This window comes from Streptomyces sp. NPDC002536, assembly GCF_053594995.1.
The window spans coordinates 1-23812 of the sequence record NZ_JBSFWU010000045.1; the positions used below are offsets into that span (position 1 = coordinate 1).

At 72.0% G+C, this 23812-nt stretch carries 21 protein-coding genes; 15 read left to right on the plus strand and 6 right to left on the minus strand.

Annotated features, from left to right (window positions below):
* The 7 genes from ACWD4B_RS18145 to ACWD4B_RS18175 all read left to right on the plus strand — a co-directional run.
* The coding region (locus ACWD4B_RS18145; protein ID WP_451421656.1) for an ABC transporter ATP-binding protein at window positions 1-1378 on the plus strand (1378 nt) is incomplete at its 5' end.
* Between the two features lie 68 nt (window positions 1379-1446).
* Window positions 1447-3345 carry an ABC transporter ATP-binding protein gene (locus tag ACWD4B_RS18150; RefSeq protein ID WP_451421697.1) on the plus strand — a complete coding sequence of 633 codons (1899 nt, stop codon included), beginning with the start codon at window positions 1447-1449 and terminating at the stop codon, window positions 3343-3345.
* A 270-nt stretch (window positions 3346-3615) separates the two neighbouring features.
* The gene (locus ACWD4B_RS18155; RefSeq protein WP_451421657.1) at window positions 3616-4419 is read left to right on the plus strand and encodes a response regulator transcription factor; all 804 of its coding nucleotides are present in this window, start codon (window positions 3616-3618) and stop codon (window positions 4417-4419) included.
* Window positions 4420-4443: 24 nt separating this feature from the next.
* Window positions 4444-5466 carry a LacI family DNA-binding transcriptional regulator gene (locus ACWD4B_RS18160; protein WP_451421658.1) on the plus strand — a complete coding sequence of 341 codons (1023 nt, stop codon included), beginning with the start codon at window positions 4444-4446 and terminating at the stop codon, window positions 5464-5466.
* Window positions 5467-5573: 107 nt separating this feature from the next.
* On the plus strand, window positions 5574-6695 hold the full coding sequence (locus ACWD4B_RS18165) for a S1C family serine protease (protein WP_451421659.1): 1122 nt from the start codon (window positions 5574-5576) through the stop codon (window positions 6693-6695).
* 105 nt (window positions 6696-6800) lie between these two features.
* A complete protein-coding gene (locus ACWD4B_RS18170) occupies window positions 6801-7541 on the plus strand; it encodes a response regulator transcription factor (protein WP_336415344.1) in 741 nt (246 codons plus the stop codon).
* Window positions 7538-8944, plus strand: a complete 1407-nt coding sequence (locus tag ACWD4B_RS18175) for a sensor histidine kinase (RefSeq protein ID WP_451421660.1) — start codon at window positions 7538-7540, stop codon at window positions 8942-8944. The genes ACWD4B_RS18170 and ACWD4B_RS18175 overlap by 4 nt, the downstream gene beginning before the upstream one ends.
* Here ACWD4B_RS18175 and ACWD4B_RS18180 read toward each other — a convergent pair.
* The 4 genes from ACWD4B_RS18180 to ACWD4B_RS18195 form a co-directional block, all read right to left on the minus strand.
* Window positions 8934-10157, minus strand: a complete 1224-nt coding sequence (locus tag ACWD4B_RS18180; RefSeq protein ID WP_451421661.1) for an LmeA family phospholipid-binding protein — start codon at window positions 10155-10157, stop codon at window positions 8934-8936. The genes ACWD4B_RS18175 and ACWD4B_RS18180 overlap by 11 nt on opposite strands.
* Before the next feature lie 370 nt (window positions 10158-10527).
* Window positions 10528-10998: a hypothetical protein gene (locus ACWD4B_RS18185; RefSeq protein ID WP_451421662.1), complete on the minus strand. Its 471-nt coding sequence runs from the start codon at window positions 10996-10998 to the stop codon at window positions 10528-10530.
* 121 nt (window positions 10999-11119) lie between these two features.
* The gene (locus ACWD4B_RS18190; RefSeq protein ID WP_451421663.1) at window positions 11120-11332 is read right to left on the minus strand and encodes a hypothetical protein; all 213 of its coding nucleotides are present in this window, start codon (window positions 11330-11332) and stop codon (window positions 11120-11122) included.
* A gap of 109 nt (window positions 11333-11441) precedes the next feature.
* The gene (locus ACWD4B_RS18195; protein WP_451421664.1) at window positions 11442-13262 is read right to left on the minus strand and encodes a bifunctional metallophosphatase/5'-nucleotidase; all 1821 of its coding nucleotides are present in this window, start codon (window positions 13260-13262) and stop codon (window positions 11442-11444) included.
* An 82-nt stretch (window positions 13263-13344) separates the two neighbouring features.
* On the opposite strand from ACWD4B_RS18195, the gene mshD reads away from it, so the two are divergent.
* From mshD to ACWD4B_RS18230, 7 genes are all read left to right on the plus strand, one after another.
* Entirely contained in the window at window positions 13345-14268 is a 924-nt protein-coding gene (gene mshD / locus ACWD4B_RS18200) for a mycothiol synthase (protein ID WP_451421665.1), read from the plus strand.
* 89 nt (window positions 14269-14357) lie between these two features.
* Window positions 14358-14777 carry a GntR family transcriptional regulator gene (locus ACWD4B_RS18205; protein ID WP_336415337.1) on the plus strand — a complete coding sequence of 140 codons (420 nt, stop codon included), beginning with the start codon at window positions 14358-14360 and terminating at the stop codon, window positions 14775-14777.
* On the plus strand, window positions 14774-15724 hold the full coding sequence (locus ACWD4B_RS18210) for an ABC transporter ATP-binding protein (protein WP_451421666.1): 951 nt from the start codon (window positions 14774-14776) through the stop codon (window positions 15722-15724). Before ACWD4B_RS18205 ends, ACWD4B_RS18210 begins: the two co-directional genes overlap by 4 nt.
* Window positions 15721-16728 carry an ABC transporter permease gene (locus ACWD4B_RS18215; RefSeq protein ID WP_451421667.1) on the plus strand — a complete coding sequence of 336 codons (1008 nt, stop codon included), beginning with the start codon at window positions 15721-15723 and terminating at the stop codon, window positions 16726-16728. The genes ACWD4B_RS18210 and ACWD4B_RS18215 overlap by 4 nt, the downstream gene beginning before the upstream one ends.
* A 207-nt stretch (window positions 16729-16935) precedes the next feature.
* The gene (locus tag ACWD4B_RS18220; RefSeq protein WP_451421668.1) at window positions 16936-19380 is read left to right on the plus strand and encodes an RNA degradosome polyphosphate kinase; all 2445 of its coding nucleotides are present in this window, start codon (window positions 16936-16938) and stop codon (window positions 19378-19380) included.
* Window positions 19361-20455 carry a CHAD domain-containing protein gene (locus ACWD4B_RS18225; RefSeq protein WP_451421669.1) on the plus strand — a complete coding sequence of 365 codons (1095 nt, stop codon included), beginning with the start codon at window positions 19361-19363 and terminating at the stop codon, window positions 20453-20455. Before ACWD4B_RS18220 ends, ACWD4B_RS18225 begins: the two co-directional genes overlap by 20 nt.
* Complete coding sequence (locus ACWD4B_RS18230; RefSeq protein ID WP_451421670.1) at window positions 20452-20874, plus strand: NUDIX hydrolase; 423 nt, start codon at window positions 20452-20454, stop codon at window positions 20872-20874. Before ACWD4B_RS18225 ends, ACWD4B_RS18230 begins: the two co-directional genes overlap by 4 nt.
* Here ACWD4B_RS18230 and ACWD4B_RS18235 read toward each other — a convergent pair.
* Together ACWD4B_RS18235 and ACWD4B_RS18240 are read right to left on the minus strand one after the other, a co-directional pair.
* Window positions 20871-21680 carry a class I SAM-dependent methyltransferase gene (locus ACWD4B_RS18235; RefSeq protein ID WP_451421671.1) on the minus strand — a complete coding sequence of 270 codons (810 nt, stop codon included), beginning with the start codon at window positions 21678-21680 and terminating at the stop codon, window positions 20871-20873. The two genes, ACWD4B_RS18230 and ACWD4B_RS18235, sit on opposite strands and share 4 nt — an antisense overlap.
* A gap of 11 nt (window positions 21681-21691) precedes the next feature.
* On the minus strand, window positions 21692-22414 hold the full coding sequence (locus tag ACWD4B_RS18240; protein ID WP_451421672.1) for a FadR/GntR family transcriptional regulator: 723 nt from the start codon (window positions 22412-22414) through the stop codon (window positions 21692-21694).
* 60 nt (window positions 22415-22474) lie between these two features.
* Between ACWD4B_RS18240 and ACWD4B_RS18245 the strand changes: the two genes are divergently transcribed.
* The gene (locus ACWD4B_RS18245) at window positions 22475-23728 is read left to right on the plus strand and encodes an MFS transporter (protein WP_451421673.1); all 1254 of its coding nucleotides are present in this window, start codon (window positions 22475-22477) and stop codon (window positions 23726-23728) included.
* Window positions 23729-23812 lie beyond the last annotated feature (84 nt).

Genomic DNA, 23812 nt, shown 5'->3' on the forward strand with positions numbered 1-23812 from the left:
CAACGACGTCCAGCAGGTCCAGATGCTGACGCTCATGGGGTTCACACTGATGGTCTCGGCGCCGATCATGTGCATCGGCGGCATCGGCCTGGCGCTCAACCAGGACGTTCCGCTGTCCGCGCTGCTGCTGCTGATCGTTCCGGCGCTGGGCGTCGTCGTCTCGCTGATCATCTGGCGGATGCGCCCGGTCTTCCGGGGCGTCCAGGAGCGCATCGACACCGTCAACCGCGTGCTGCGCGAGCAGATCACCGGTATCCGGGTCATCCGCGCCTTCGTCCGCGACACGCACGAACGGAAACGATTCCGTAAGGCGAACGCGGAGCTCATGGACGTCTCGCTGCGGGCCGGGCGGCTGATGTCGCTGATGTTCCCGTCCGTGATGCTGATCGTGAACCTCTCGTCGGTCGCCGTCCTGTGGTTCGGCGGGCACCGCATCGACAGCGGGCAGCTGGAGATCGGCGCGCTGACGGCGTTCCTCAGCTACCTCATGCAGATCCTCATGGCGATCATGATGGCCACCTTCATGTTCATGATGGTGCCGCGCGCCGAGGTGTGCGCCGAGCGCATCCAGGAGGTGCTGGAGACCGAATCCAGCGTCGTCCCGCCGCTCGCGCCCGTCACCGAGCTGCGCCGGCACGGCCATCTGGAGCTCAGCGGCGTGGAGTTCCGCTACCCGGGCGCCGAGGAGCCGGTCATCAAGGACGTCTCCCTCGTCGCACGGCCCGGCGAGGTCACCGCCGTCATCGGCTCCACCGGCAGCGGCAAGTCGACGCTGCTGGGTCTGATCCCCCGGCTGTCCGACGCCACCGCGGGCACCGTGCTCGTCGACGGCACGGACGTCCGCGAGCTCGACCCGGTCGTGCTCTCCGAGGCCGTCGGGCTCGTCCCGCAGAAGCCGTACCTCTTCTCCGGCACCGTCGCCTCGAACCTGCGCTACGGCCGCCCCGACGCCACCGACGAGGAGCTCTGGAAGGCCCTGGAGGTCGCCCAGGCCCGGGACTTCGTCGAGGCCATGGACGACGGGCTGGAAGCGCCCATCGCCCAGGGCGGTTCCAACGTCTCCGGCGGCCAGCGCCAGCGCCTGGCCATCGCCCGGGCCCTGGTCCGCAAGCCGGAGATCTACCTCTTCGACGACTCCTTCTCCGCGCTCGACTACGCCACCGACGCCCGGCTGCGGGCCGCCCTGGCCCGCGAGACCGGCGAGGCGACCGTGCTGATCGTCGCCCAGCGCGTGTCCACCATCCGCGACGCCGACCGCATCGTCGTCCTCGACGAGGGCCGCGTCGTCGGCACCGGCACCCACTCCGCACTCATGGAGTCCAACGAGACGTACCGGGAGATCGTGCTCTCCCAGCTCACGGAGGAGGAGGCCGCGTGAGTTCCGACGGGAACCAGAGCCCCCCGCAGCGCAGAGGTCCCGCGCCGGCCAGCGGGCCCGCGCGCTGGATGGGCGCCCAGCCCACCGAGAAGTCCATGGACTTCGCCGGCTCCAGCCGTCGGCTGCTCGCGCAGCTGCGCCCCGAACGCGGGCTGATCTCGGTCGGGTTGTTCCTCAGCGTCGCCGGCGTGGCGCTGACCGTCATCGGGCCGAAGATCCTCGGCCATGCGACGGACCTGATCTTCGCGGGTGTCATCGGGCACCAGATACCCGCCGGCACGACCAAGGCCGAGGCCCTGGCGCACATGCGGCAGCAGGGCAACAACAAGATCGCGGACCTGCTGTCCGGCGTGGACTTCACCCCCGGCCACGGCATCGACTTCGACGCCGTCGGCGTCGTCCTGCTGTGGGTGTTCCTGATCTACGTCGCCGCCTCGCTGTTCGGGTTCGTCCAGGCCCGGATCGCCACGACGGTCGTGCAGCGGGCCGTGTACCGGCTGCGCGAGGAGGTCGAGGAGAAGCTCGGCCGGCTGCCGCTGAGCTACTTCGACAAGCAGGCGCGCGGCGAGGTGCTCTCCCGTGCCACCAACGACATCGACAACATCGCCACCACGCTCCAGCAGACGCTGAGCCAGATCGTCACCTCGGTGCTGACGATCGTCGGCGTGCTGGCGATGATGTTCTGGATCTCCTGGCTGCTCGCCCTGGTCGCGCTGGTCACCGTGCCGGTGTCGATCGTGGTCGCCACCAAGGTCGGCAAGCGGGCGCAGCCCCAGTTCGTCACGCAGTGGAAGTCGACGGGCAAGCTCAACGCCCACATCGAGGAGATGTACACCGGCCACTCGCTGGTGAAGGTCTTCGGCCGCCAGCGGGAGTCCGCGGAGACCTTCCGCAAGGAGAACGAGGAGCTCTTCCAGGCCGGTTTCAAGGCCCAGTTCATCTCCGGCGTGATCCAGCCCGCGATGATGTTCATCGGCAACCTCAACTACGTGATGGTCGCCGTCGTCGGCGGCCTGCGGGTCGCGAGCGGCGCGCTGTCGATCGGTGACGTCCAGGCCTTCGTCCAGTACTCGCGCCAGTTCAGCCAGCCGCTCACACAGGTGGCCTCGATGGCCAACCTGGTGCAGTCCGGCGTGGCCTCCGCCGAGCGGGTCTTCGAACTCCTCGACGCCGACGAGCAGTCGCCGGACGCGGCGGACGCGGTGCGGCCGGAGCACGTCCGCGGCGAGGTCGCCTTCGAGCAGGTCTCCTTCCGCTACGACATGGACAAGCCGCTCATCGAGGACCTCTCGCTGACCGTGCGCCCCGGCCAGACCGTCGCCATCGTCGGCCCGACCGGCGCGGGCAAGACCACCCTGGTCAACCTGCTCATGCGGTTCTACGAGGTCAACAGCGGCCGCATCACGCTCGACGGCATCGACGTCGCCGGGATGTCCCGCGAGGAGCTGCGCTCGCACATCGGCATGGTTCTGCAGGACACCTGGCTGTTCGGCGGCACCATCGCCGAGAACATCGCCTACGGCGCCCAGGACGTCCCCATGGACAAGATCGTCGAGGCGGCGAGGGCCACGCACGTCGACCGCTTCGTGCGCACCCTGCCCGACGGCTACGACACCGTCATCGACGACGAGGGCTCCAACGTCTCCGTCGGCGAGAAGCAGCTGATCACCATCGCCCGGGCCTTCCTGGCCGAGCCGGAGATCCTCGTCCTGGACGAGGCGACCAGCTCGGTGGACACCCGTACCGAGGTCCTCATCCAGCAGGCCATGGGCCGGCTGCGCACGGGACGTACGAGCTTCGTCATCGCGCACCGGCTGTCGACCATCCGGGATGCGGACGTCATTCTCGTCATGGAGTCCGGCCGCATCGTCGAACAGGGCACTCACGATGCGCTGCTCGCCGCCGGGGGCGCATACGCGCGGCTCTACGAGGCGCAGTTCGCGCAGCCGGTCGTGGAAGAGGCCTGAGCTTCGGCTGCGGGTCTGTTGTGGCTGGTCGCGCCCACGCGGCGGAGCCGCAGGATGTAACAGCCCCGCGCCCCTTCGGGCGCGGGGAACCGTCCGTCAAGAGGGCACGGTCATGACCACCCGAAGTGACCGACGGAACACAAGGCTGTGCAAAATCTTCCGTGCCGTCGAATGTCCTGTGGGTTATCCTGCTGGGCAGAGAGGATCCGGGCAGAGTCGCCCCCGGGTCCTTTTGTGCATTCGGAAGCCCTCAGAGCGGAGGAACCGACGATGAGCTCCTTGCTGCTGCTGACCAATGCGCTCCAGCCCTCTGCCGAGGTGCTCCCGGCGCTCGGCCTGCTGCTGCACAGCGTGCGCGTGGCCCCCGCCGAGGGCCCCGCACTGGTGGATGTGCCCGGCGCCGACGTCATACTGATCGACGGCCGCCGCGACCTCCCGCACGTCCGCAGCCTCTGCCAGCTGTTGCGCTCCACCGGCCCCGGCTGTCCCCTGCTCCTCGTGGTCACCGAGGGCGGCCTGGCCGCCGTCACCGCGGACTGGGGCGTCGACGACGTGCTCCTCGACACCGCGGGCCCGGCCGAGGTGGAGGCCCGGCTGCGGCTGGCGATGGGCCGGCAGCAGATCACCATGGACGACAGCCCCATGGAGATCCGCACCGGCGACCTCTCCGTCGACGAGGCCACCTACAGCGCCAAGCTCAAGGGCCGGGTCCTGGACCTGACCTTCAAGGAGTTCGAGCTGATCAAGTACCTCGCCCAGCATCCCGGCCGGGTCTTCACCCGGGCCCAGCTGCTCCAGGAGGTCTGGGGCTACGACTACTTCGGCGGTACGCGCACGGTGGACGTGCACGTCCGGCGGCTGCGGGCCAAGCTGGGCCCCGAGCACGAGTCCCTGATCGGCACCGTCCGGAACGTCGGATACCGCTTCGTGCTCCCGGAGAAGCCGGAGCCGGAGGGCCGGTCGGAGGGGTCCGGATCCGGTAAGGGAACTGGGCCCGCGGCCGGCCCCGAGGACTGCGGCCCCGAGCCTTCGCGGGCCCTCACTACGAAGTCATCACGACCTGCCAAACCCTAGGTGGACCCGCGTAGACTGCCGCGCGTGGCCAAGGTGACGCGGGACGATGTGGCGAGGCTGGCGGGGACGTCCACCGCAGTGGTCAGCTATGTCATCAACAACGGACCGCGACCGGTGGCACCGGCGACGCGGGAGCGGGTGTTGGCCGCGATCAAGGAACTGGGGTACCGGCCCGACCGGGTCGCCCAGGCGATGGCCTCCCGCCGGACGGACCTCATAGGCCTGATCGTCCCGGACGCGCGCCAGCCCTTCTTCGCGGAGATGGCGCACGCGGTCGAGCAGGCGGCGGCCGAGCGCGGGAAGATGGTCCTCGTCGGGAACTCCGACTACCTCGACGAGCGCGAAGTGCACTACCTGCGGGCCTTCCTGGGCATGCGCGTCTCGGGCCTCATCCTCATCAGCCAGGGCCCCAGCGAGCACGCGGCGACCGAGATCGACGCGTGGGACGCCCGCGTCGTGCTGATGCACCGCAGGCCGGACGCCATAGACGACGTCGCCGTGGTGACGGACGACATCGGCGGAGCCCAGCTCGCCACCCGGCACCTCCTGGAACACGGCCACCCCTACGTGGCCTGTTTCGGCGGCACCGAACACACCCCGGCCGTCGGCGACCCGGTCACCGACCACGTCGAGGGCTGGCGGCGGGCCATGCGGGAGGCCGGCAAGTCGCTGGAGGGCCGGCTCTTCCAGGCCCCCTACAACCGCTACGAGGCCTACAAGGTCGCCCTGGAGCTGCTCAGCGGCCCCGACCGGCCCCCCGCCCTCATCTGCGCCACCGACGACCAGGCCATCGGCGTCCTGCGGGCCGCGCGCGAACTGCGCATCGACGTGCCGGGCGAGCTGGCCGTCGCCGGCTTCGACGACGTGAAGGAGGCGGCGCTCACCGATCCGCCGCTGACCACGGTGGCGTCGGACCGGCAGGCCATGGCGCGGTCCGCGGTGGACCTCGTGCTCGACGACGGCCTCCGCTACGCGGGGACGCGGCGCGAGCGGCTGAAACAGTTCCCCTCGGCACTGGTGATCCGGCGCTCGTGCGGCTGCGGCTAGCGCCGCGTTTGGCGGATCTCGAGCGCCCCTGACGGGGCGCCGTGTTCTGCCGGGCTTCTCAGTACGCACTCAGACTGTTCTCATGAACGGGGCGCACAGTCGTACACATGACGGACAGCACTCGCCGCTACGGCCACCAGGACCCTGACCACCAGCAGCAGCCCTTCGGCTGGCCGGCGCCCCCGGCCCAGCCGCCGCAGGCCCCCGTCACCACGCCCGGCGGCGCCACCGTCTGGCCCGGCGGCGGCAGTGGCGCCGGAGGAGACGGCGGCGGCCACGTCGGCTTCGCCCAGCCCGCGCCCGTCCCCGCACCGCAGCCCGGCGGCCGCCGCCGGGGCCGCGCCCGCGGGCCCATCGGCCTGCTGGCCGCCTGCGCGCTCGTCGCGGCCGTGGCCGGCGGCGGCGCCGCGGCCCTCGTCAGCGAGTTCACCGGCGGCTCCGGCGGCACCAGCCAGAGCACGCCCGTCGAGAACGCCTCCTCGAAGGTCTCCGGCGTCTCCGGGGTCGCCCAGGCCGTCAGCCCCAGCATCGTCGAGATCAAGGCCACGACCGGCCAGGGCCAGTCCACCGGCTCCGGCGTCATCGTCACGGGCGACGGCGAGGTCGTCACCAACAACCACGTGGTCGCCGGGGCCGACACCGTCCAGGTCTCCCTCAGCGACGGCAGCACCAAGACCGCCAAGGTCGTCGGCACCGACCCCGACAAGGACCTCGCCCTCATCAAGATCCAGGGCGCGAGCGGCCTCAAGGCGGCCAAGCTCGGCGACTCCGGCAAGCTGCGCGTCGGCGACCAGGTCGTCGCCATCGGCTCCCCCGAGGGCCTGACCGGCACCGTCACCAGCGGCATCGTCTCCGCCCTCAACCGCGATGTCACCGTCGCCAAGGAGCAGGGCAGCCAGGGGCAGGACCAGGGCCGGGGCCGCGACGGCCGCGGGCTCCCGGGCTGGCCGTTCGAGTTCGGCGGCAACCAGTACAACGGCGACACCGGCTCGTCCAAGACCACGTACAAGGCCATCCAGACCGACGCCTCCCTCAACCCCGGCAACTCCGGCGGTGCGCTCATCAACATGAGCGGCGAGATCATCGGCATCAACTCGGCCATGTACGCCCCCGCTTCGGGCTCCGCGTCCGGTGACTCCGCCGGCAGCGTCGGCCTCGGCTTCGCGATCCCGGTCAACACCGTCAAGGCCGACCTCGCCAAGCTCCGCGCGGGCGGCAGCGGCAACTGATCCCCGAGGGGGCAGGGTGACGTGCGAGGCTGAGAGGGATCCTGCCCGCAGACGTCCGCAGTTGTGACCGCAGACGTGACCCCCGTGACCCCGTGAGGTAAGCCGATGAGCCCCGCCGAGCACGGCGACCAGCCCTCCCGCATCCTGATCGTCGACGACGAGCCCGCCGTCCGCGAGGCCCTGCGCCGCAGCCTGGCCTTCGAGGGCTACGCGACCGAACTGGCCGTCGACGGGCTGGACGCCCTCGCCAAGGTGGACTCCTACGGGCCCGAGCTGATCGTCCTCGACGTGCTGATGCCCCGCATGGACGGCCTCACCGCCGCCCGCCGGATGCGCGCCTCCGGCGTCACCGTGCCGATCCTCATGCTCACCGCCCGGGACACCGTCGGGGACCGCGTCACCGGCCTGGACGCCGGCGCCGACGACTACCTCGTCAAGCCCTTCGAGCTGGACGAACTGCTGGCCCGGATCCGCGCCCTGCTGCGCCGCAGCTCGTACGCGAGCGCGGCGGCCGCCCCGGGTGCCGACACGGCCGACATCCTCTCCTTCGCCGACCTGCGCATGGACCTCGCCACCCGCGAGGTGACGCGCGGAACCCGCTCCGTCGAGCTCACGCGCACCGAGTTCACGCTGCTGGAGCTGTTCCTCGCCCACCCCCGGCAGGTGCTCACGCGCGAGCAGATCCTCAAGACCGTGTGGGGCTTCGAGTTCGAACCCTCCTCCAACTCCCTGGACGTGTACGTGATGTACCTGCGCCGCAAGACCGAGGCGGGCGGTGAGCCGCGCCTCGTGCACACCGTCCGGGGCGTCGGCTACGTCCTGCGGGGAGACGGCGGCAGCGAATGATCCGCAGGCTCCGCAAGCTCCCGCTGCGTTCGCGACTGGCCCTGCTGACGGCAGGGGCCGTCGCCTTCGCCGTCGCCGTGGCGGCGGGGGCGTGCTGGCTGGTCACCAAGCAGCAGTTGTCCCACCAGCAGGACACGACGCTGGCCAACGTCAACGTGCCCTCCGACTACATGCGCGACCTGGTCGCGAACTGCAGCAACCGCGTCCCGGCCCAGGGGCTGCCCCCCACCTCGTACACCGTGCAGATCGTCACCGCGGGCGGCGCCGTCTGCACGACCCCGGGCAAGACGCAGGTCAAGGTGACCGGGACGGACCTGGCCGTGGCCCAGGGCCTTGTCGACGACGTGGTGCTGCACGACTCCCGGACCGTCGACGGCGAACGGATGCGCGTCGCGACCTACAGCACCGCGAAGCTGCCGAACGCGGCGGTCTCGGTCGCCCAGCCGCTCGACGTGGTGAACAAGCCGCTCAACTCGCTCGCCCTGGTCCTCGTGATCACGGCCGGCATCGGCGTCCTGGGCGCGGCCACCGCCGGCCTGTGGATCGCGCGCGCCGCCCTGCGGCCGGTGGACCAGCTGACGGGCGCCGTCGAGCACATCGCCCGCACCGAGGACCTCGCCGTCCGCATCCCAGCGGAGGGCGACGACGAGATCGCCCGCCTGTCACGGTCGTTCAACTCCATGACGGCGGCGCTCGCCTCCTCCCGCGAACGTCAGCAGCAGTTGATCGCGGACGCCGGGCACGAGCTGCGCACGCCGCTGACGTCCCTGCGGACGAACATCGACCTGCTGGCGAGGAGCGAGGAGACGGGCCGGGCGATCCCGCCCGAGGACCGGGCGGAGCTGCTGGCGAGCGTCAAGGCCCAGATGACGGAACTGGCCGCCCTGATCGGCGATCTGCAGGAGCTCTCCCGCCCCGAAGCGGCCCCGGGCAGCGGCCCGTTGCAGGTGGTCGCCCTCCACGAGGCCGCGGAACGGGCCCTGGGCCGGGCCCGGCTGCGCGGCTCCGGCCTGACGATCGACGCGGACCTGCAGCCCTGGTACGTCCGCGCCGAGCCGGCCGCCCTGGACCGGGCGCTGGTGAACCTGCTGGACAACGCGGTGAAGTTCAGCCCGGCGGGCGGCGTGATCGAGGTACGACTGACGAACGGCGAACTGACCGTGCGCGACCACGGCCCCGGCATCCCCGAGGACGAACTCCCGCACGTCTTCGACCGGTTCTGGCGCTCGCCGTCGGCCCGCAGCCTGCCGGGCAGCGGCCTGGGCCTGTCGATCGTGGCCCGCACGGTGCAGCAGGCCGGCGGAACGGTGACCCTGCGCCGGGCGGAGGGCGGCGGCACGGTGGCGTCGCTCCGGCTGCCGGGGGCACCGGTGGAGCCGCCGGCGCTGGGCGTTACTGGCTGAAGGCCAGCCCGCTGCCCGACACGTCGGCGCGAACCCCGTCACGCTGGACGGTCAACTTGTCCAGATGCAGATGGAGATCCTCGGCCTCCTTCGGGAGCCGGAAGGAGAAGGACAGCCGGTCGCTCAGCTCCGGCGGCCGCAGTCGGGTGACGCCGTCGAGCACCTTGGGGTCGATGCCCACCTTCCCCAGCAGCCACGGATGGTCGGCCACGACGTCGATGAGATTGACCTGCATCAGCCGGTCGACGAAGCGGGGCGCCCCGGTGACCTCGTGCAGCCGGTCCTCGTCGTCCAGCACGGCGGCCGCGTCGTCCGGCGACAGGCCGAGCCGCTGCGCGATCGACGGCACCGAGAACAGCGCCTTGACGCGCGCCGCGTCGCGGCTGATGCGCTCGGCCGTCTCCCGGTGCAGCAGCAGGCTCTTGTCCCCGCCCCCGGGGCGGTAGACGGCGATGCCGGGCAGGTCCAGGCTCATGCCGTCGATGTCCGTGGACACGCCCTGGTCGCCGACCCGGCGCAGGTGCGCCTGGGCCCGGAGCACCAGCTCCTGCCCGGCGACGTTCAGCGAGCCGCGGGCGGCGATGACATTGCCGCCGTCGTCACTGAATTTGACCTGCGAAGCGGCGAGTTCACGGTTCATGTCGTCGAACGACAGCAGGACGTTCCCCTCCATCTGCCCGACCACGGCTCCGCGCACGTCGTTCGGCAGGCTTCCGGTCAGCCGGATGTCCTGTGCGGAGGCGTGCACGCGGGCGATCGACACCCGGTCGGCGGCGAGGTGCGGCACGGTCACGTCGACCCGGGTGAGTCGTTTGTCCAGCACCTGGGTCAGGAAGGGGAATCCGCGGATGTCGACCTGGGGCGCGGCCTCCAGGTGCAAGGCATGCTGGAGCTTCTGCTCCGCCTTCTTCTCCGCGTACATCGCGGCACACCGGTCGGCCAGAACGAGGATCACGGCCAGCGCACCGGCGGCGATCAGCAGCTTGAGGAGACGGTGCTTACGGCGTGGCCGGCGCCGTCGCCGGCGTGGCCGCGGCCGCCTGGCGCGGCGGTGGTCGGGGGGCGACCAGGGCTCGTCGTCGCGTTCGCCGAGGGATATCGGCACCGGCTCCGGTATGGCTATGGGTATCGGTTCGGTGATCGGTTCGGTCACCGGTTCCGGATCGGCGAGCGAGGCGAGTTCGTCATAGGGGTTGGAGGGACGGGGAGGCATGCGCGTGGGGGTTCGCATCACCACATCCCACCATGCGTGCGGCCCTCGGACGCAAGGGCTACCGCCAGTACGTTAACAAACGCCTTACCTGTTCCGGCCGTTGGGGAAACCGGCCGTATCCGGGCGATGCCTCGAACGCGAGTCTTAGCATCAATACGCGCAAAAAGCGGGACACTTTTCGGCCGTTGTGCCGGGGTTTCCGCGTCTTCGCGGAATGTGGCCGTAACGTGTACCTCATGGCAGGAACTCGGGGGTTTCGGGGGAGTCGCGACGACCACGCGACGGCTGTGCACGTCGTCCGGCCTCTGCCGGCGCACATCTTCACGACGCGCGGGTGTGGCTGAAGATGTGCGCCGGCAGACGTTCTGCGTCACATCAGCGTTGTCGCCGATGCCACCACTCGGGCCGCCCGCGGGTGGTTCGGGTTGCCGTAGCGGATCTCCACGCGCGGGTGCGTGTGCAGGAACTCGCTGTCGATCACCCGTACCTGTCCGGGCCGTTGGACCGTGCGCTCCGCGATGTCGCCGTTCAGGAAGAACCCGAACTCGCCCGTCGCGGGCGCGTACACGAAGAACTCCCCGCCCGCGTACGGCTTCGCGGCCGCCTGGTCCGCCAGGGCCAGTGACCAGTAGCCCACGCAGTGCCCGGCCGGGCACATGAAATGGAACTCGGCCTTCAGGCCGTCCAGTTCCATCCACCGGAAGGGGTTGTCGTCCGCGACCGTCGTCGCGTTCGCAGCCGGCTGCGGCGCGGTGGCCGCGTACGCCGATGTCGCGGGCACGCCCAGGGCCGCCACGGCCACGGTCGCGGCGAGGGCGCGTAACGCAAAGCGGGATGCCACGTCTCGTCTCCAGTCCTGTGAGTGATCGGATCGATACGGGACGTGATCATTCCGGGTCGTTGCGTGCTCGGCAATGCGGGGGCGGGGATTCCGGCCAACTCCGTATACGGCCGGAAATCGGTCAGATGTTGTCGAGGGAGATGGGGAGGTGGACGATCTCGATGCCGAGGAGCCCTGCGCCCAGGAAGCTGTCCACGACCGCGGTGGCCGCCCCTCCAAGAGCATTGACGTCCACATCCGCCGCCGCGGCCGGCGTCGCCAACGCCCCACCTCCCAACCCGAGTACGGCCGTCACGGCAACCGTCGCCAGTACCCGCTGCACCTGCTTCATCATGAACTCCTCCAAAACCAAAGGGCGGTAGATCCGCACCCGGATCTACCGCCCCTCGGAGCAACTCACTCCAGCCGCGCGCTCACCCGCTGCACCGCGCGCCTGTGCGCCGCTACTTGATGACCGTGATCCGCTCCGCCTTCGGCGGCGCCAGCGGCGAGGTCTTCGACGAGTGCGCCGTCAGGTACGTGACGAACACGTCCAGGTCGGACGGGCCGACCAGCTTGTTGGTGCCGTCCTTGAAGACCGGGAAGCCGTCCCCGCCGCCCATCAGGAACTCGTTCGCGGCGACGCGGTACGTCTTCGCCGGGTCGATCGGCGTGCCGTTCAGCTTCACCGAGGACGTGACGATGCGGTCGGCGCCCTTCTTCGTCAGGTCGAGCGTGTACGTCAGGCCGTTGCTCACCTGGAGGATCTTCGGCTCGGCCTCGTTGGGGCCGGTGACCTGCTGCTGCAGCACCTTGATGACCTGCGCGCCGGTCAGGTCCTTCAGCTGCATCATGTTGGTGAACGGCTGGACGGTGAACGCCTCGCCGTACGTGACGACGCCGTCGCCCTCGTTGCCGGAGGCCTTGTAGGCGAGGTCGGACCGGATGCCGCCGGGGTTCATGAAGGCGATCTGGGCGCCGCCCTTGGCGGCGGGCGACAGGGCCTCCAGCTGGGCGTCGGTGATCACGTCACCGAGCGGTTCCTCGTAACTGCCCGCGCCCCGGCCGTTGATGTCGGCGGAGATGTAGCCGACCGGCTTGTCGGCCACCGGTGCGGCCAGCTTGTTCCACCGGCCGATCAGCTTCGTCATGTCCTTGGCCTTCGGCTGCTGCCGGCTGACCACGTGGTTGACGGCGTGCGGCGGCTTGACGGCGGTCCGGACGATGTCGTTCGTCCGCAGGTCGTACGTCAGCGTGGTGTCCGTGTACAGGCGGCCGAAGGACGCGGCCGACGTCACGGTGCGCGGTGCGCCCGACGGGTCGGGGATGGTGCAGCTGTAGGCCGCGTGCGTGTGACCGGTCACGAGGGCGGCCACCTTCGGGGTGACGTGCTTCGCGATGTCGACGATCGGGCCGGAGATGCCGGCGCCCGCACCGGGGGTGTCGCAGTTGTAGTTGTACGAGCCGGAGGCCGGGTAGCCGCCCTCGTGGACGAGGGCGACGATCGCCTTGACGCCCTGGCGGTTGAGTTCGTCCGCGTACTTGTTGATCGTCTGGACCTCGTCGCCGAACTTCAGGCCCTTGACGCCCTCGGCGGTGACGACGTCGGGGGTGCCCTTGAGCGTGACGCCGATGAAGCCGATCTTCACGCCCTTGTGCTTCCACACCGTGTACGGCTTGAGGATGGGCTTGCCGGTCTTCTCGTCGGTGACGTTCGCGGCGAGGTACGGGAAGTCGGCGCCGCGGAACTTCCGGCCCTTCTCGTAGCAGCCGTCCTTGGGGTGGCAGCCGCCCTTCTGCATGCGGGTCAGCTCGGTCCGGCCCTCGTCGAACTCGTGGTTGCCCACGGAGGTGACGTCGAGGCCGAGCTTGTTCATCGCCTCGATGGTCGGCTCGTCGTGGAAGAGGCCGGACATCAGCGGGCTGGCGCCTATGAGGTCGCCCGCGGCCGCAGTGACGGAGTACTCGTGGCCCTTGCGGGCCGTGCGCAGCGAGCTGGCGAGGTATTCCATGCCGCCCGCCGGGACGACCTTCTTCGTGCCGTCCGGCTCGGCTTCGGTCACGGTGCCGGAGGAGCCCTGCGGGGGCTCCAGGTTGCCGTGGAAGTCGTTGAACGACAGCATCTGGACGTCGACGGTCCGGTCGTGCCGGCCGTTCCCGGGGCCGCGGTCGTGGGCGCTCGCGGGGGCGGTGACCGTGGACAGGACACCGGCCGTCGCGGCGAGCACGGCTGCCGTGGCGGTCAGCCGTCGGGCGAGTCGCCGTATCGGCGGCTTCGCTGACATGAGTTCCCCTTTGTGGGTGGTGGGGTTTGGCAGGTCGGCCGCAGCATACGGTTGCCCGCCGCGGGCTCGTAGGCTCGGGCCCATGAGCAACGTGGTGAATGACGTGAGCGGGCAGCGCCGGATCGTGGTGCTGGACGAGCTGACGGACGAACAGATGCGCGACGTCCTGGACATGGTGGCCGCCGCGGCGGCCGAGGACGGCCAGCAGGCCGTCTCCGAACAGGGCCGTCTGCAGCTCAAGGGGCGGCGTGAGGGGGTGCGGCACGTCCTGGTGCGCGATGTGGCCGGGGAGTTCGTGGGGTACGGACAGCTGGAGGAGAGCGACCCGGTGGAGGCCCCGGCGGGCGAGTTCGTGGTGCACCCCGTGCACCGGGGGCGCGGCCACGGGCGGGCGCTGGGCAATGCGTTGCTGCAGGAGTCGGGCAAGCGGCTGCGGGTGTGGGCGCACGGCGGGCACCCCGCGGCGCGGCACCTGGCGCAGGTGCTGGGCATGAGCCTGTTCCGCGAGCTGCGGCAGATGCGGCGGCCGCTGGAGGGCCTGGACCTCGCGGAGCCGGTGTTCCCGGAGGGGGTGACGGTGCGGACGTTCCGTCCGGGCGTGGACGACGCGGAGTGGCTGGCCGTGAATGCGGCCGCCTTCGCCCACCACCCGGAGCAGGGTTCGCTGACCCAGCGGGACCTGGACGACCGCAAGGCGGAGCCGTGGTTCGACCCGGAGGGCTTCTTCCTCGCGGAGCGCGGGGGCGGGATCGTCGGCTTCCACTGGACGAAGGTGCACGAGGACGAGGGCCTGGGCGAGGTGTACGTGCTCGGGGTGCGCCCGGGCGCCCAGGGCGGCGGCCTGGGGAAGGCGCTGACGACGGTGGGCCTGCGGCACCTGGCGGCGCAGGGGCTGCCGACGGCGATGCTGTACGTCGATGCCGACAACGTGGCGGCGGTGGCGGTGTACGAGCGGCTGGGGTTCGTGACGCACGAGACGGATCTGATGTACCGGACGGAGAGCTGAGGCGGGTGCCCCGGGGCGCCTCTCCTTGACAGCTTCCGGCCCCCTGCATCACCCTTTCACTAATCAAGTAGTGAAAGGGTGATGCTCCGGTGGTCGACTTCCGCATCGACCGGCGCACCGGCGTCGCCACGTACCTGCAGATCGTCCAGCAGGTCAAGCAGGCCCTGCGCCTCGGCCTGCTCGCCCCCGGCGACAAGCTGCCCACCGCCAAAGAGGTCGTGGCCGCCACGGCCATCAACCCCAACACCGTCCTGAAGGCCTACCGCGAGCTCGACCGCGAAGGCCTCGTCGAGGCACGGCCGGGGCTCGGGACCTTCGTGCGGCGGTCGTTGGCGCGGCCCGGGGCCGGTGCCGACTCGCCGCTGCGCGGCGAGCTGGCCGACTGGACGCAACGCGCCCGCGCGGCCGGGCTCGACCGGGAGGACGTGGCCGCACTGGTCGCCTCCGTCCTGGACGAGCACTTCGGTGACCCCGCGCGGCGTCCGAGCGAGGGGACCGCAACCGGATGACCGACCTGACGTACCTCCCGGACCGGACCGCCCTGGAGGCGGCCGGCCTGGGGGTGAAGCACCGGCGCGGCTGGGCGCTGCGCGACTGCTCCTTCCGTATTCCCGCCGGGCGGATCTGCGCCCTCGTCGGGCCCAACGGAGCGAGCAAGTCCACGCTGCTGTCGCTGGCCGCGGGGCTGCGCAGGCCCACCGCCGGCGCCCTGCACGTGCTCGGCGGCGGGCAGCCGTCCGACCGAGCCGTCCGGCCCCGTATCGGTTACGTCGCCCAGGACAAGCCGCTCTACCCGCACCTCACGGTCGGCGAGACCCTGCGCGTGGGCGAGGAGCTCAACCCCGCCACGTGGGACTGGGCGACGGCCGAGCGCATCGTGGCGGCGGGGGGACTGCCGCCCGCCGCCCGCATCGGTTCGCTCTCCGGCGGCCAGCGCACCCGTGTCGCCCTCGCCCTCGCGCTCGGCAAGCGGCCCGAACTCCTGCTGCTGGACGAGCCGATGAGCGACCTCGACCCGCTCGTGCGGCACGAGATGACGGCCGCCCTGATGACCGCGGCCGCCGAGCAGTCCACCACTGTCGTGATGGCCTCGCACGTGCTGGCCGAGCTCGACGGCGTCTGCGACTACCTGCTGCTGGTCGCGGATGGCCGGATCCGGCTCGCGGGCGAGGTGGAGGACCTGCTCTCGGTGCACTCCCTCGTCATGGGGCGGCACGAATCCGAGGGCCTGCCGCGGGAGTTCACCGGGCACACGGTCGTCGAGTCGCGCGTGACCGGACGTCAGATCACCGCGCTGCTGCGCACCGACGGGCCGGTCGCGGGGGAGTGGGAGGTCGCCGAACCGTCCCTGGAGGAGCTTCTCCTCGCCCACCTGCGCTCCCCGGACGCCCCGCCCCTGCTCACCCCGACCGCCGAACCGCGCACGATCGCTCCCGCACCGAAGGAGGCGGCATGACGGCCACCGCGACCCCGCTCGCCGCTGCGCCCGTCGGCGCCCGTCCCCGCGCCGGGCTGCGCGGGCTGCCCTGGCTCGTCCTCCGGCAGCACCGCGTCACCGTCTGGTGCGCGGCGAGCACGCTCGCCGCGCTCGTCGTCGGCCTGGTGTGGCTGGGTTTCGGGATGGACGACTTCATCGACAGCCGGGCCATCCGGGACGCCTGCATCACCTCCGCGGACTGCCCGACCGCCCAGGCCACCGTGGACTACTTCCGGCGCACGGCCGGTGAGTTGCTGCACTATCTCGGCTATACGCTCCAGCTTCTGCCGCCGGCCGCGGGCATGTTCGTCGCCGGGCCGGTGGTCGCGCGCGAGCTGGAGAGCGGTACGTACAAGCTCGCGTGGACGCAGTCCGTCTCGCCGCTGCGCTGGTTCGCGGTGAAGCTGTCCGTGCCCGCCGTGGCCGTGCTGGCCGGCGGCTCGCTGCTGTCGGCCGCCTACACCTCGGCCTGGCAGACCGTGCCGGAGGTGCTGCTGCCCGGCCAGGCCTGGTACCGCTCGTTCGACATGCTGGGCCCCGCGCCCGTCGCGCACGCACTGCTCGGCATCGCCGTCGGGGCGCTGGCGGGCCTGCTGGTCAAGCGCACGATCCCCGCCATGGGCGCGGCGCTGGTCGGCTACCTCGTGCTGGCGGGCGCGTTGCTGGACACCCTGCGCCCGCACCTGGTGAGCCCGGTGACGCAGCCGTCCCTGGACCAGCCGGGGCTGATCCGGGACCGTACATGGATGCTGGAGCGCGGCATCGTCACCCGTACGGGCGAGCACCTCGCGGAGCCCCACTGCGGCATCGGCGTCTCCCCGCAGCAGTGCCTCGCCCAGCACGACGGTGCCGGCTGGTACCTCGACTTCCATCCGTACAGCAACTTCTGGCCGCTCCAGTGGGCCGAGGCGGGGGTTTCCCTGGCCGTCGCGGCGGTCATCACCGCGGTTGCGGTGCGGCTGCTGCGCCGGATGTACCGCTGAGCCGTCCGGCCGCATTGCGCGGGCGCGTGCACACGATCCGTGCATGCGCCCGCGCAGCCGTTCGTGCCGTCGTCCGCGCACCTGCCCGTGCACCCGTCCGTGCAGGCCACCGCCGTGCCCCGGCCGTCGCCGTGGCGCAGTACCCCGCTTTCCTGCGCGCCATGTGCGCGTTACCCGTGATTCACGAGCGGTTGCGAGCCTGGCCGAATGCAGCCCGCTGTGCCCCACGCACCCGCAAGACGGCTCCGCGCCGCCAGGGCGCCCCTCTCCGGCGCGCCCGACCTGCCGTCGGCGCGGAACAATGAAGGTATGACCCAGTCCTCCAGCGCTCCGGCACAGGACCGACCGCACGGCGAACAGGAAGATCACGGAGGTCGTTCGGGGAGGCCGCAGTCCTCCGCGGGGTTCGTCGCGGCCCACCGTCCGCGCACGGACGACTCGGCGGACCTGCCCGGCCTGGAGCCCGACCTGGACGTCGATCTGGACGCGTACGAGGTGCGGTACGACGACACCTTCGAGGACGGGTTCACGGAGCGCGAGCAGCCCGAGGGGGAGGGTGCTCCGCGGCGCCCCGAGGAGGACCCGTTGCCCGAGGGACGGTTCCTGGACCGGGAGCGCAGCTGGCTGGCGTTCAACGAGCGGGTGCTGGAACTGGCGGAGGATCCGGCCACTCCGCTGCTGGAACGCGCCAATTTCCTGGCGATCTTCGCGAGCAACCTCGACGAGTTCTTCATGGTCCGCGTCGCCGGCCTCAAGCGGCGCATCGCCACCGGGGTCGCCACCCGCTCCGCCTCCGGGCTGCAGCCGCGCGAGGTCCTGGAGCTCATCTGGACCCGCTCGCGCGAGCTCATGGCCCGGCACGCGGCCTGCTTCCAGCAGGACGTGGCCTCCGAACTGGCCGAGCAGGGCATCCACTTGATCCGCTGGCCCGAGCTGACCGAGAAGGAGCAGGAGCGGCTCTTTACGCTCTTCCGGCAGCAGATCTTCCCCGTGCTGACCCCGCTGGCCGTCGACCCCGCGCACCCCTTCCCGTACATCTCCGGCCTCTCGCTCAACCTGGCAGTGGTCGTCCGCAACCCCGTGAGCGGGCACGAGCACTTCGCACGCGTGAAGGTGCCGCCGCTGCTGTCGCGCTTCCTGGAGGCCTCGCCGCAGCGCTACGTCCCGCTGGAGGACGTCATAGCGGCGCACCTGGAGGAGCTGTTCCCCGGCATGGAGGTGCTCGCGCACCACATGTTCCGGGTGACGCGCAACGAGGACCTGGAGGTCGAGGAGGACGACGCCGAGAACCTCCTGCAGGCGCTGGAGAAGGAGCTCATGCGGCGCCGCTTCGGCCCGCCCGTGCGGCTGGAGGTCGAGGAGACCATCGACCCGTACGTCCTGGACCTGCTGGTGCGCGAGCTGAAGATCTCCGACGCCGAGGTCTACCCGCTGCCCGGTCCGCTGGATCTCACCGCGCTCTTCGGCATCGCCGCGCTCGACCGGCCGGAGCTCAAGTACCCCAAGTTCGTGGCCGGTACGCACCGCGACCTGGCCCAGGTCGAGTCCGCCTCCCCGCCCGACATCTTCGCGGCCCTGCGCGAGCGCGACGTGCTGCTGCACCACCCGTACGACTCCTTCTCCACCTCCGTCCAGGCCTTCCTGGAGCAGGCGGCCGCCGACCCCGACGTCCTGGCCATCAAGCAGACGCTCTACCGGACGTCCGGCGACTCGCCCATCGTGGACGCCCTGATAGACGCGGCCGAGTCCGGCAAACAAGTACTTGTGCTCGTCGAGATCAAGGCGCGCTTCGACGAACAGGCCAACATCAAGTGGGCGCGCAAGCTGGAGGAGGCCGGCTGCCACGTCGTCTACGGGCTCGTCGGGCTCAAGACGCACTGCAAGCTCTCCCTGGTGGTCCGCCAGGAGGGCGAGACGCTGCGCCGCTACTCGCACGTCGGCACGGGCAACTACCACCCCAAGACGGCCCGCCTGTACGAGGACTTCGGCCTGCTCACCGCCGACTCGCAGGTGGGCGCCGACCTCTCCGACCTCTTCAACCGGCTGTCCGGCTACTCGCGGCGCGAGACCTACCGGCGGCTGCTGGTCGCCCCCAGATCGCTGCGCGACGGGCTGGTCAAACGCATCGCCAAGGAGGTCGCCCACCACCGTGCAGGGCTCCCCGCCTACATCCGCATCAAGGTCAACTCGATGGTCGACGAGGCCGTCATCGACGCCCTCTACCGCGCGGCCCGCGCCGGGGTGCCCGTGGACATCTGGGTCCGCGGCATCTGCGCCCTGCGGCCCGGTGTGATGGGCCTGTCGGAGAACATCCGGGTGCGCAGCGTCCTCGGACGATTCCTGGAACACTCCCGCGTGTTCGCCTTCGGAAACGGCGGCGAGCCGGAAGTATGGCTCGGTAGCGCGGACATGATGCACCGCAACCTCGACCGGCGCATCGAGACGCTCGTACGGGTCGCCGACCCCGGCCACCGTGCCTCGCTCAGCCGCCTCCTGGAGGTGGGCATGTCCGACCGCACCGCCTCCTGGCACCTGGGCGCGGACGGCAACTGGACGCGGCACGCCACCGACGGGGACGGACAGCCGTTGAGGAACGTGCAGGAGATGCTCATCGACGCCCGGAGGCGCAGGCGTGGCTCGGCTACCCCATGACCCGCCCGTCGGCAGCGTCCCGGTACCCGGGGGGCAGGAAGTGACAACGGCGAAAAGTGTGCAGGAGACGGTGGATGCGGCCGGGACGGCCGCGGACGTCCTGTCGGCCTATCTGCACGGCCAGGCAACGGAGTTCCTGCGCAGCCTGCGGCTGCACCGGGAGAGCGGGGCGGACGCGGAGGACGCGGGAGAGGCCAGCCGCCTGCTGCGCCGCTCGGCGCGCCGCATCTCGGGCACGCTGCACGTGTACCGCCCGCTGACCGACACGGCGTGGACGGACCAACTGCGCGGCGAGCTGGCCTGGTTGTCCGACATCCTCGCCCGTGAGTACGCGTACGCGGCACGGCTCGCACGGCTGCGGGGCGCCCTGCACCGGCTGTCCGGCACGGAGGAGGCGGACGGCAGGGGCAGCGGCCTGACGGTGGGCGCGGCACGGGCCGGGGCGCTGCTGGAACGGCAGTTGACGCTCGCGCGGACGCGTGCCCACTCGGCGGCGCTGCAGGCGCTGGGGTCCTCGCGCTTCCACGGCGTCGCCGACGCGGTGGCGGTGCTGGCCTCCGACGTACCGCTCGACCCGGCCGCCGGGGGCCTGCCCGCCCGCGACGCGCTGCCGCGCCTGGCCGAGCAGACGCACGCCCGGATGACGGAGGCGGTGGCCGCGCTGCCGCTGTCGGTGGCGGGGCTCCCGTACAACTCCGAGGCGCTGGTGCACGGCCTGGCCGCGACGGCCGCCGCCGACGCGCCGCCGCCGGAGGGGCGCCAGGACGCGCCCTGGCACCAGGTGCGCCGGCTGGTGCGGCTGCGCCGCTATGCGCAGGAAGTGCTCGACGAGCAGCAGCAGACGGAGGCCGAACCTTCCCTCTCCGTGCGCCTGTTGAGCGCGAGCCAGGCCCTCGACCGCCACCGCGACGCGGCGGAGGCCGCGGCTGCGGCCGCCTCCGCGGCCCGCACGGCCCGCATCGCCCCCGCCACGGCGTACGCCCTCGGGGTACTGCATGCGGACCAGCGGCACGAGGTGGAGGCGGCGCGCTACTGCTTCGGCCGCGTCTGGCAGCGCCTCACGGGGACACCGTGAGCGCACCGGTCGTCCGCGCGGCCGGCTGCGTGCTGTGGCGGTACGCGGAAGGGGAGGGGGCGGACGGCGCGGTGGAGGTCGCCGTCGTCCACCGGCCGAAGTATGACGACTGGTCGTGGCCGAAAGGCAAGCTCAAGCGGGGCGAGAGCCCGCTGGCGGGCGCGATGCGCGAGGTCCTGGAGGAAACGGGCATGCACTGCGAACCGGGCCCGCCCCTCCCCACGGCCCGCTACCTCGCCGCAGGCCGCCCGAAGGAGGTCCACTACTGGGCGGCCCGCGCGACGGGCGGCTCCTTCGAACCGAACAGGGAGGTGGACCGGTTGCTGTGGCTGCGACCGGAGGCGGCGAGGGCCCGACTGACGCAGCGGCGGGACCGGGAGCTGGTGGATGAGCTGCTGAGGGCGTTGCCGGGGGATTAACCCCGCGGCGCCAACGCCTCCCAGGCCAGGGTCACTTCACCCTGTCGCCACCGCTGCGGCCCGTCCACGACGGGCCAGTCCCGCCGGAGCTCCGCCACGGAACGAATCCACCGCTGCCGCGCGCTCAGCGCAGCGTACGGCGCGGCCGCCGCCCACGCCCGGTCGAAGTCCCGCAGGAACGCATGCACCGGCTCCCCCGGAACGTTCCGGTGTATGAGCGCCTTCGGCAGCCGCTCGGCCAGATCCGACGGCGTCCCCAGCGACCCGAGCCGCGCGGCGAACGTCACCGTCCGCGGCCCCTCAGGCCCGAGCGCGACCCACACGTGGCGCCGCCCTATCTCGTCGCACGTGCCCTCGACCAGCAGTCCGTCCGGCGCGAGCCGCCCGCACAGCCGTGCCCAGACCTCGGCGACCTCGTCCTCCCCGTACTGCCGCAGCACGTTCGCGGCCCGTATCAGCGCGGGCCGCCGCGCGCCGGCGAGCGGCACCTCGAAGCCGCCGTGCGCGAAGGCCAGCCCGTCCCGGGCGTACGGCTGCGCCGCCGCGACCCGCTCCGGGTCTATCTCGACCCCGACGACCTCCGCGTCCGGCCGCACGGTGCGCAGTCGCCCCAGCAGCTCCACGGCCGTCCAGGGCGCGGCCCCGTAGCCCAGGTCCACGGCCACCGGGTCGGCGCTGCGCCGCAGCTCGGGGCCGTACGCGGCGGCGATCCACCGGTCCATGCGGCGCAGCCGGTTCGGGTTGGTGGTACCGCGCGTCGCCGAACCTATGGGCCGGCGGGGAGGGGCGGCGGTACGGGAACTCATGATGAACAAGCCTAAGGGCGTGCCGCGTGCGGCTGGTGTGCCCGCGGTTCCTGGGCCCGGGTGTCCCACGCGCGCGTGTCGGCGACGTTGGCGCCGGCCTGCTCGGCGGCGCCGTCCGGATCCCGGTCCCGCAGGGCGGCCAGCAGCGACTCGTGGCCCACCGGGTCCGCGCCCTCGAAGCCGGGCGTGGACCACGTGTCGGCCATGGCGGCGTGCAGCGGCTCGGCGAGGTTGCAGTAGAGCTCGGACAGGAGCGGGTTGCCGGCGGCCTCGGCGATCCCGGAGTGGAAGGCCCAGTCGGCGGCGACCCAGCCCTCGAAGTCCCCGGCGCGCCAGGCGTCGCCGCGCCGCTGGAGCACCACGGCGAGTTCGTCGAGCGTGGCCTCCTCGGCCCGCACGGCGGCCAGCCGGGCGGCCTGCGTGTCGAGGGCCTCGCGCACTTCGAGCAGCTGGCCGAGGCCGCTGTGACCGTAGAGGCGGGAGACCGCACCGGACAGCTCGCTGGTCGCGCGGACGTACGTGCCGTCGCCGCGCCGCACCTCCAGCAGCCCCGCGTGGGCGAGCGCGCGCACCGCCTCGCGGACGGTGCCGCGCGCGACCTGCAATTGGCGCATCAGCTCGGGCTCGGGCGGGATGCGGGAGCCGACGGGCCACTCGCCGGAGGCGATCCGGGCCCGGAGCGCCTCGATGACCTCGGCCGACAGGGCCGGCCGGCGGACCGGTTCCAGAGTCATGGATTCACGGTACCCGTTCGGGGCATGGACATAAAACGTCGGACGTCTTACGTTTGACGTATGTCCTCCGCGCCTTCGCCTGCTCCGCCCCGGGACTTCGCCCCGGCCTCGTCCGTCATGCTCGCCCCTCCCGGCCCACGCCGCGCCCGCGCCGTCCGGCTCACCGCCGTGGCCGTGGTGCTCATCGCCCTCAACCTCCGCCTCGGCATCAGCAGCGCCTCCGCCCTCCTCGAAGCCCTGCGGACGGATCTCGCCCTGCCCTCCGCGGTGGCGGCCCTGCTGCCCACGCTGCCGACGCTGTGCTTCGCGGCCGCCGGGGCCGGCACGGGCGCCCTGGCCCGGCGCGTCGGCGCCGAGCGCGCGGTGCTGCTGGCCCTCGCCGTGCTCACGGCGGGCCTGGCGATACGGGCGGTGCCGGCCGTGTGGGCGCTGCTCGCCGGCACGGCGCTCGGCATGTCGGGCCTCGCGCTGTGCAACGTCCTGCTGCCCACGCTGGTCCGCACCCACTTCCCCGGCCGCACGGGCCTGTTGACCGGCGTCTACACGACCACGCTCGCCCTGGGCGCGGCCGCGGCCTCCGCCGTGTCCGTACCGCTGGCCTCCGCCGTCGGCTCGCCGTCGCTGGGGCTCGCGGTCTGGGCCGTGCCGGCCGTGGCCGCCCTGGTGGTGTGGGCCGTGGTGCGGGCCCGGGCGCCGCGCGCAGCGTCCGCGTCCGCGGGCGGGCCCGGCGAGCGGATATCCCTGCGGGCCGTCGCCCGCACCCGGCTGGGCGTGCTGGTCACCGTCTACTTCGGCCTCCAGGCGCTCAACGCCTACGCGGTGGTCGGCTGGCTCCCGTCCCTGCTCTCGGGGCAGGGCATGTCCGCGGGTGCGGCGGGCGCGGTGCTGGCGGTCACGCAGGCGGTCGGCATCCCCGTGTCCTTCGCGGTGCTCGCCGCCGCCAAGGGGCCGGGTCGGCTGCGCGGGGCGTTCGTCGGTGTCTCGCTGGCGATGCTCGCGGGGTTCACCGGTCTGCTGCTGGCGCCGGTCGCCCTGCCCATGGTGTGGGCGGTGCTGGTGGGGCTGGGGATGTGCTCGTTCCCGCTGGTCCTCGCCGTGATCGCGCAGAGCGGCAGCAGCCCCGCGGAGACCACGGCGCTGTCCACGCTCTCCCAGTCCCTCGGCTATCTGCTGGCCGCGCTCGGCCCGCTGGCGGTGGGCCTGCTGCACGGCGCCACCGGCGGCTGGACGGCACCCATGGCGGCCCTGCTGGTGACGGCCGCGGCCCAGCTGGTGGCCGGCGTGCTGCTGTCCCGCTGCCGGGGTGACGACTGAGACGACCGAGGGGGTGGGGTGGATGGCTACATCACGCTTTGGCAAAGTGGGAAGGGGAGACCGCCTCCGCAGCGTTGGCCCCGG

What these genes read in the sequence shown, in the direction of transcription:
- ACWD4B_RS18235 (WP_451421671.1), bottom strand. Translation starts at nt 21,680, where the DNA reads ATGAGTTCCCGTACCGCCGCCCCTCCCCGCCGGCCCATAGGTTCGGCG.
- ACWD4B_RS18175 (WP_451421660.1), top strand. Translation starts at nt 7,538, where the DNA reads ATGATCCGCAGGCTCCGCAAGCTCCCGCTGCGTTCGCGACTGGCCCTG.
- ACWD4B_RS18150 (WP_451421697.1), top strand. Translation starts at nt 1,447, where the DNA reads ATGGGCGCCCAGCCCACCGAGAAGTCCATGGACTTCGCCGGCTCCAGC.
- ACWD4B_RS18190 (WP_451421663.1), bottom strand. Translation starts at nt 11,332, where the DNA reads ATGATGAAGCAGGTGCAGCGGGTACTGGCGACGGTTGCCGTGACGGCC.
- ACWD4B_RS18240 (WP_451421672.1), bottom strand. Translation starts at nt 22,414, where the DNA reads ATGACTCTGGAACCGGTCCGCCGGCCGGCCCTGTCGGCCGAGGTCATC.
- mshD (WP_451421665.1), top strand. Translation starts at nt 13,345, where the DNA reads ATGAGCAACGTGGTGAATGACGTGAGCGGGCAGCGCCGGATCGTGGTG.
- ACWD4B_RS18245 (WP_451421673.1), top strand. Translation starts at nt 22,475, where the DNA reads ATGTCCTCCGCGCCTTCGCCTGCTCCGCCCCGGGACTTCGCCCCGGCC.
- ACWD4B_RS18155 (WP_451421657.1), top strand. Translation starts at nt 3,616, where the DNA reads ATGAGCTCCTTGCTGCTGCTGACCAATGCGCTCCAGCCCTCTGCCGAG.
- ACWD4B_RS18180 (WP_451421661.1), bottom strand. Translation starts at nt 10,157, where the DNA reads ATGCCTCCCCGTCCCTCCAACCCCTATGACGAACTCGCCTCGCTCGCC.
- ACWD4B_RS18215 (WP_451421667.1), top strand. Translation starts at nt 15,721, where the DNA reads ATGACGGCCACCGCGACCCCGCTCGCCGCTGCGCCCGTCGGCGCCCGT.
- ACWD4B_RS18195 (WP_451421664.1), bottom strand. Translation starts at nt 13,262, where the DNA reads ATGTCAGCGAAGCCGCCGATACGGCGACTCGCCCGACGGCTGACCGCC.
- ACWD4B_RS18165 (WP_451421659.1), top strand. Translation starts at nt 5,574, where the DNA reads ATGACGGACAGCACTCGCCGCTACGGCCACCAGGACCCTGACCACCAG.
- ACWD4B_RS18220 (WP_451421668.1), top strand. Translation starts at nt 16,936, where the DNA reads ATGCAGCCCGCTGTGCCCCACGCACCCGCAAGACGGCTCCGCGCCGCC.
- ACWD4B_RS18170 (WP_336415344.1), top strand. Translation starts at nt 6,801, where the DNA reads ATGAGCCCCGCCGAGCACGGCGACCAGCCCTCCCGCATCCTGATCGTC.
- ACWD4B_RS18210 (WP_451421666.1), top strand. Translation starts at nt 14,774, where the DNA reads ATGACCGACCTGACGTACCTCCCGGACCGGACCGCCCTGGAGGCGGCC.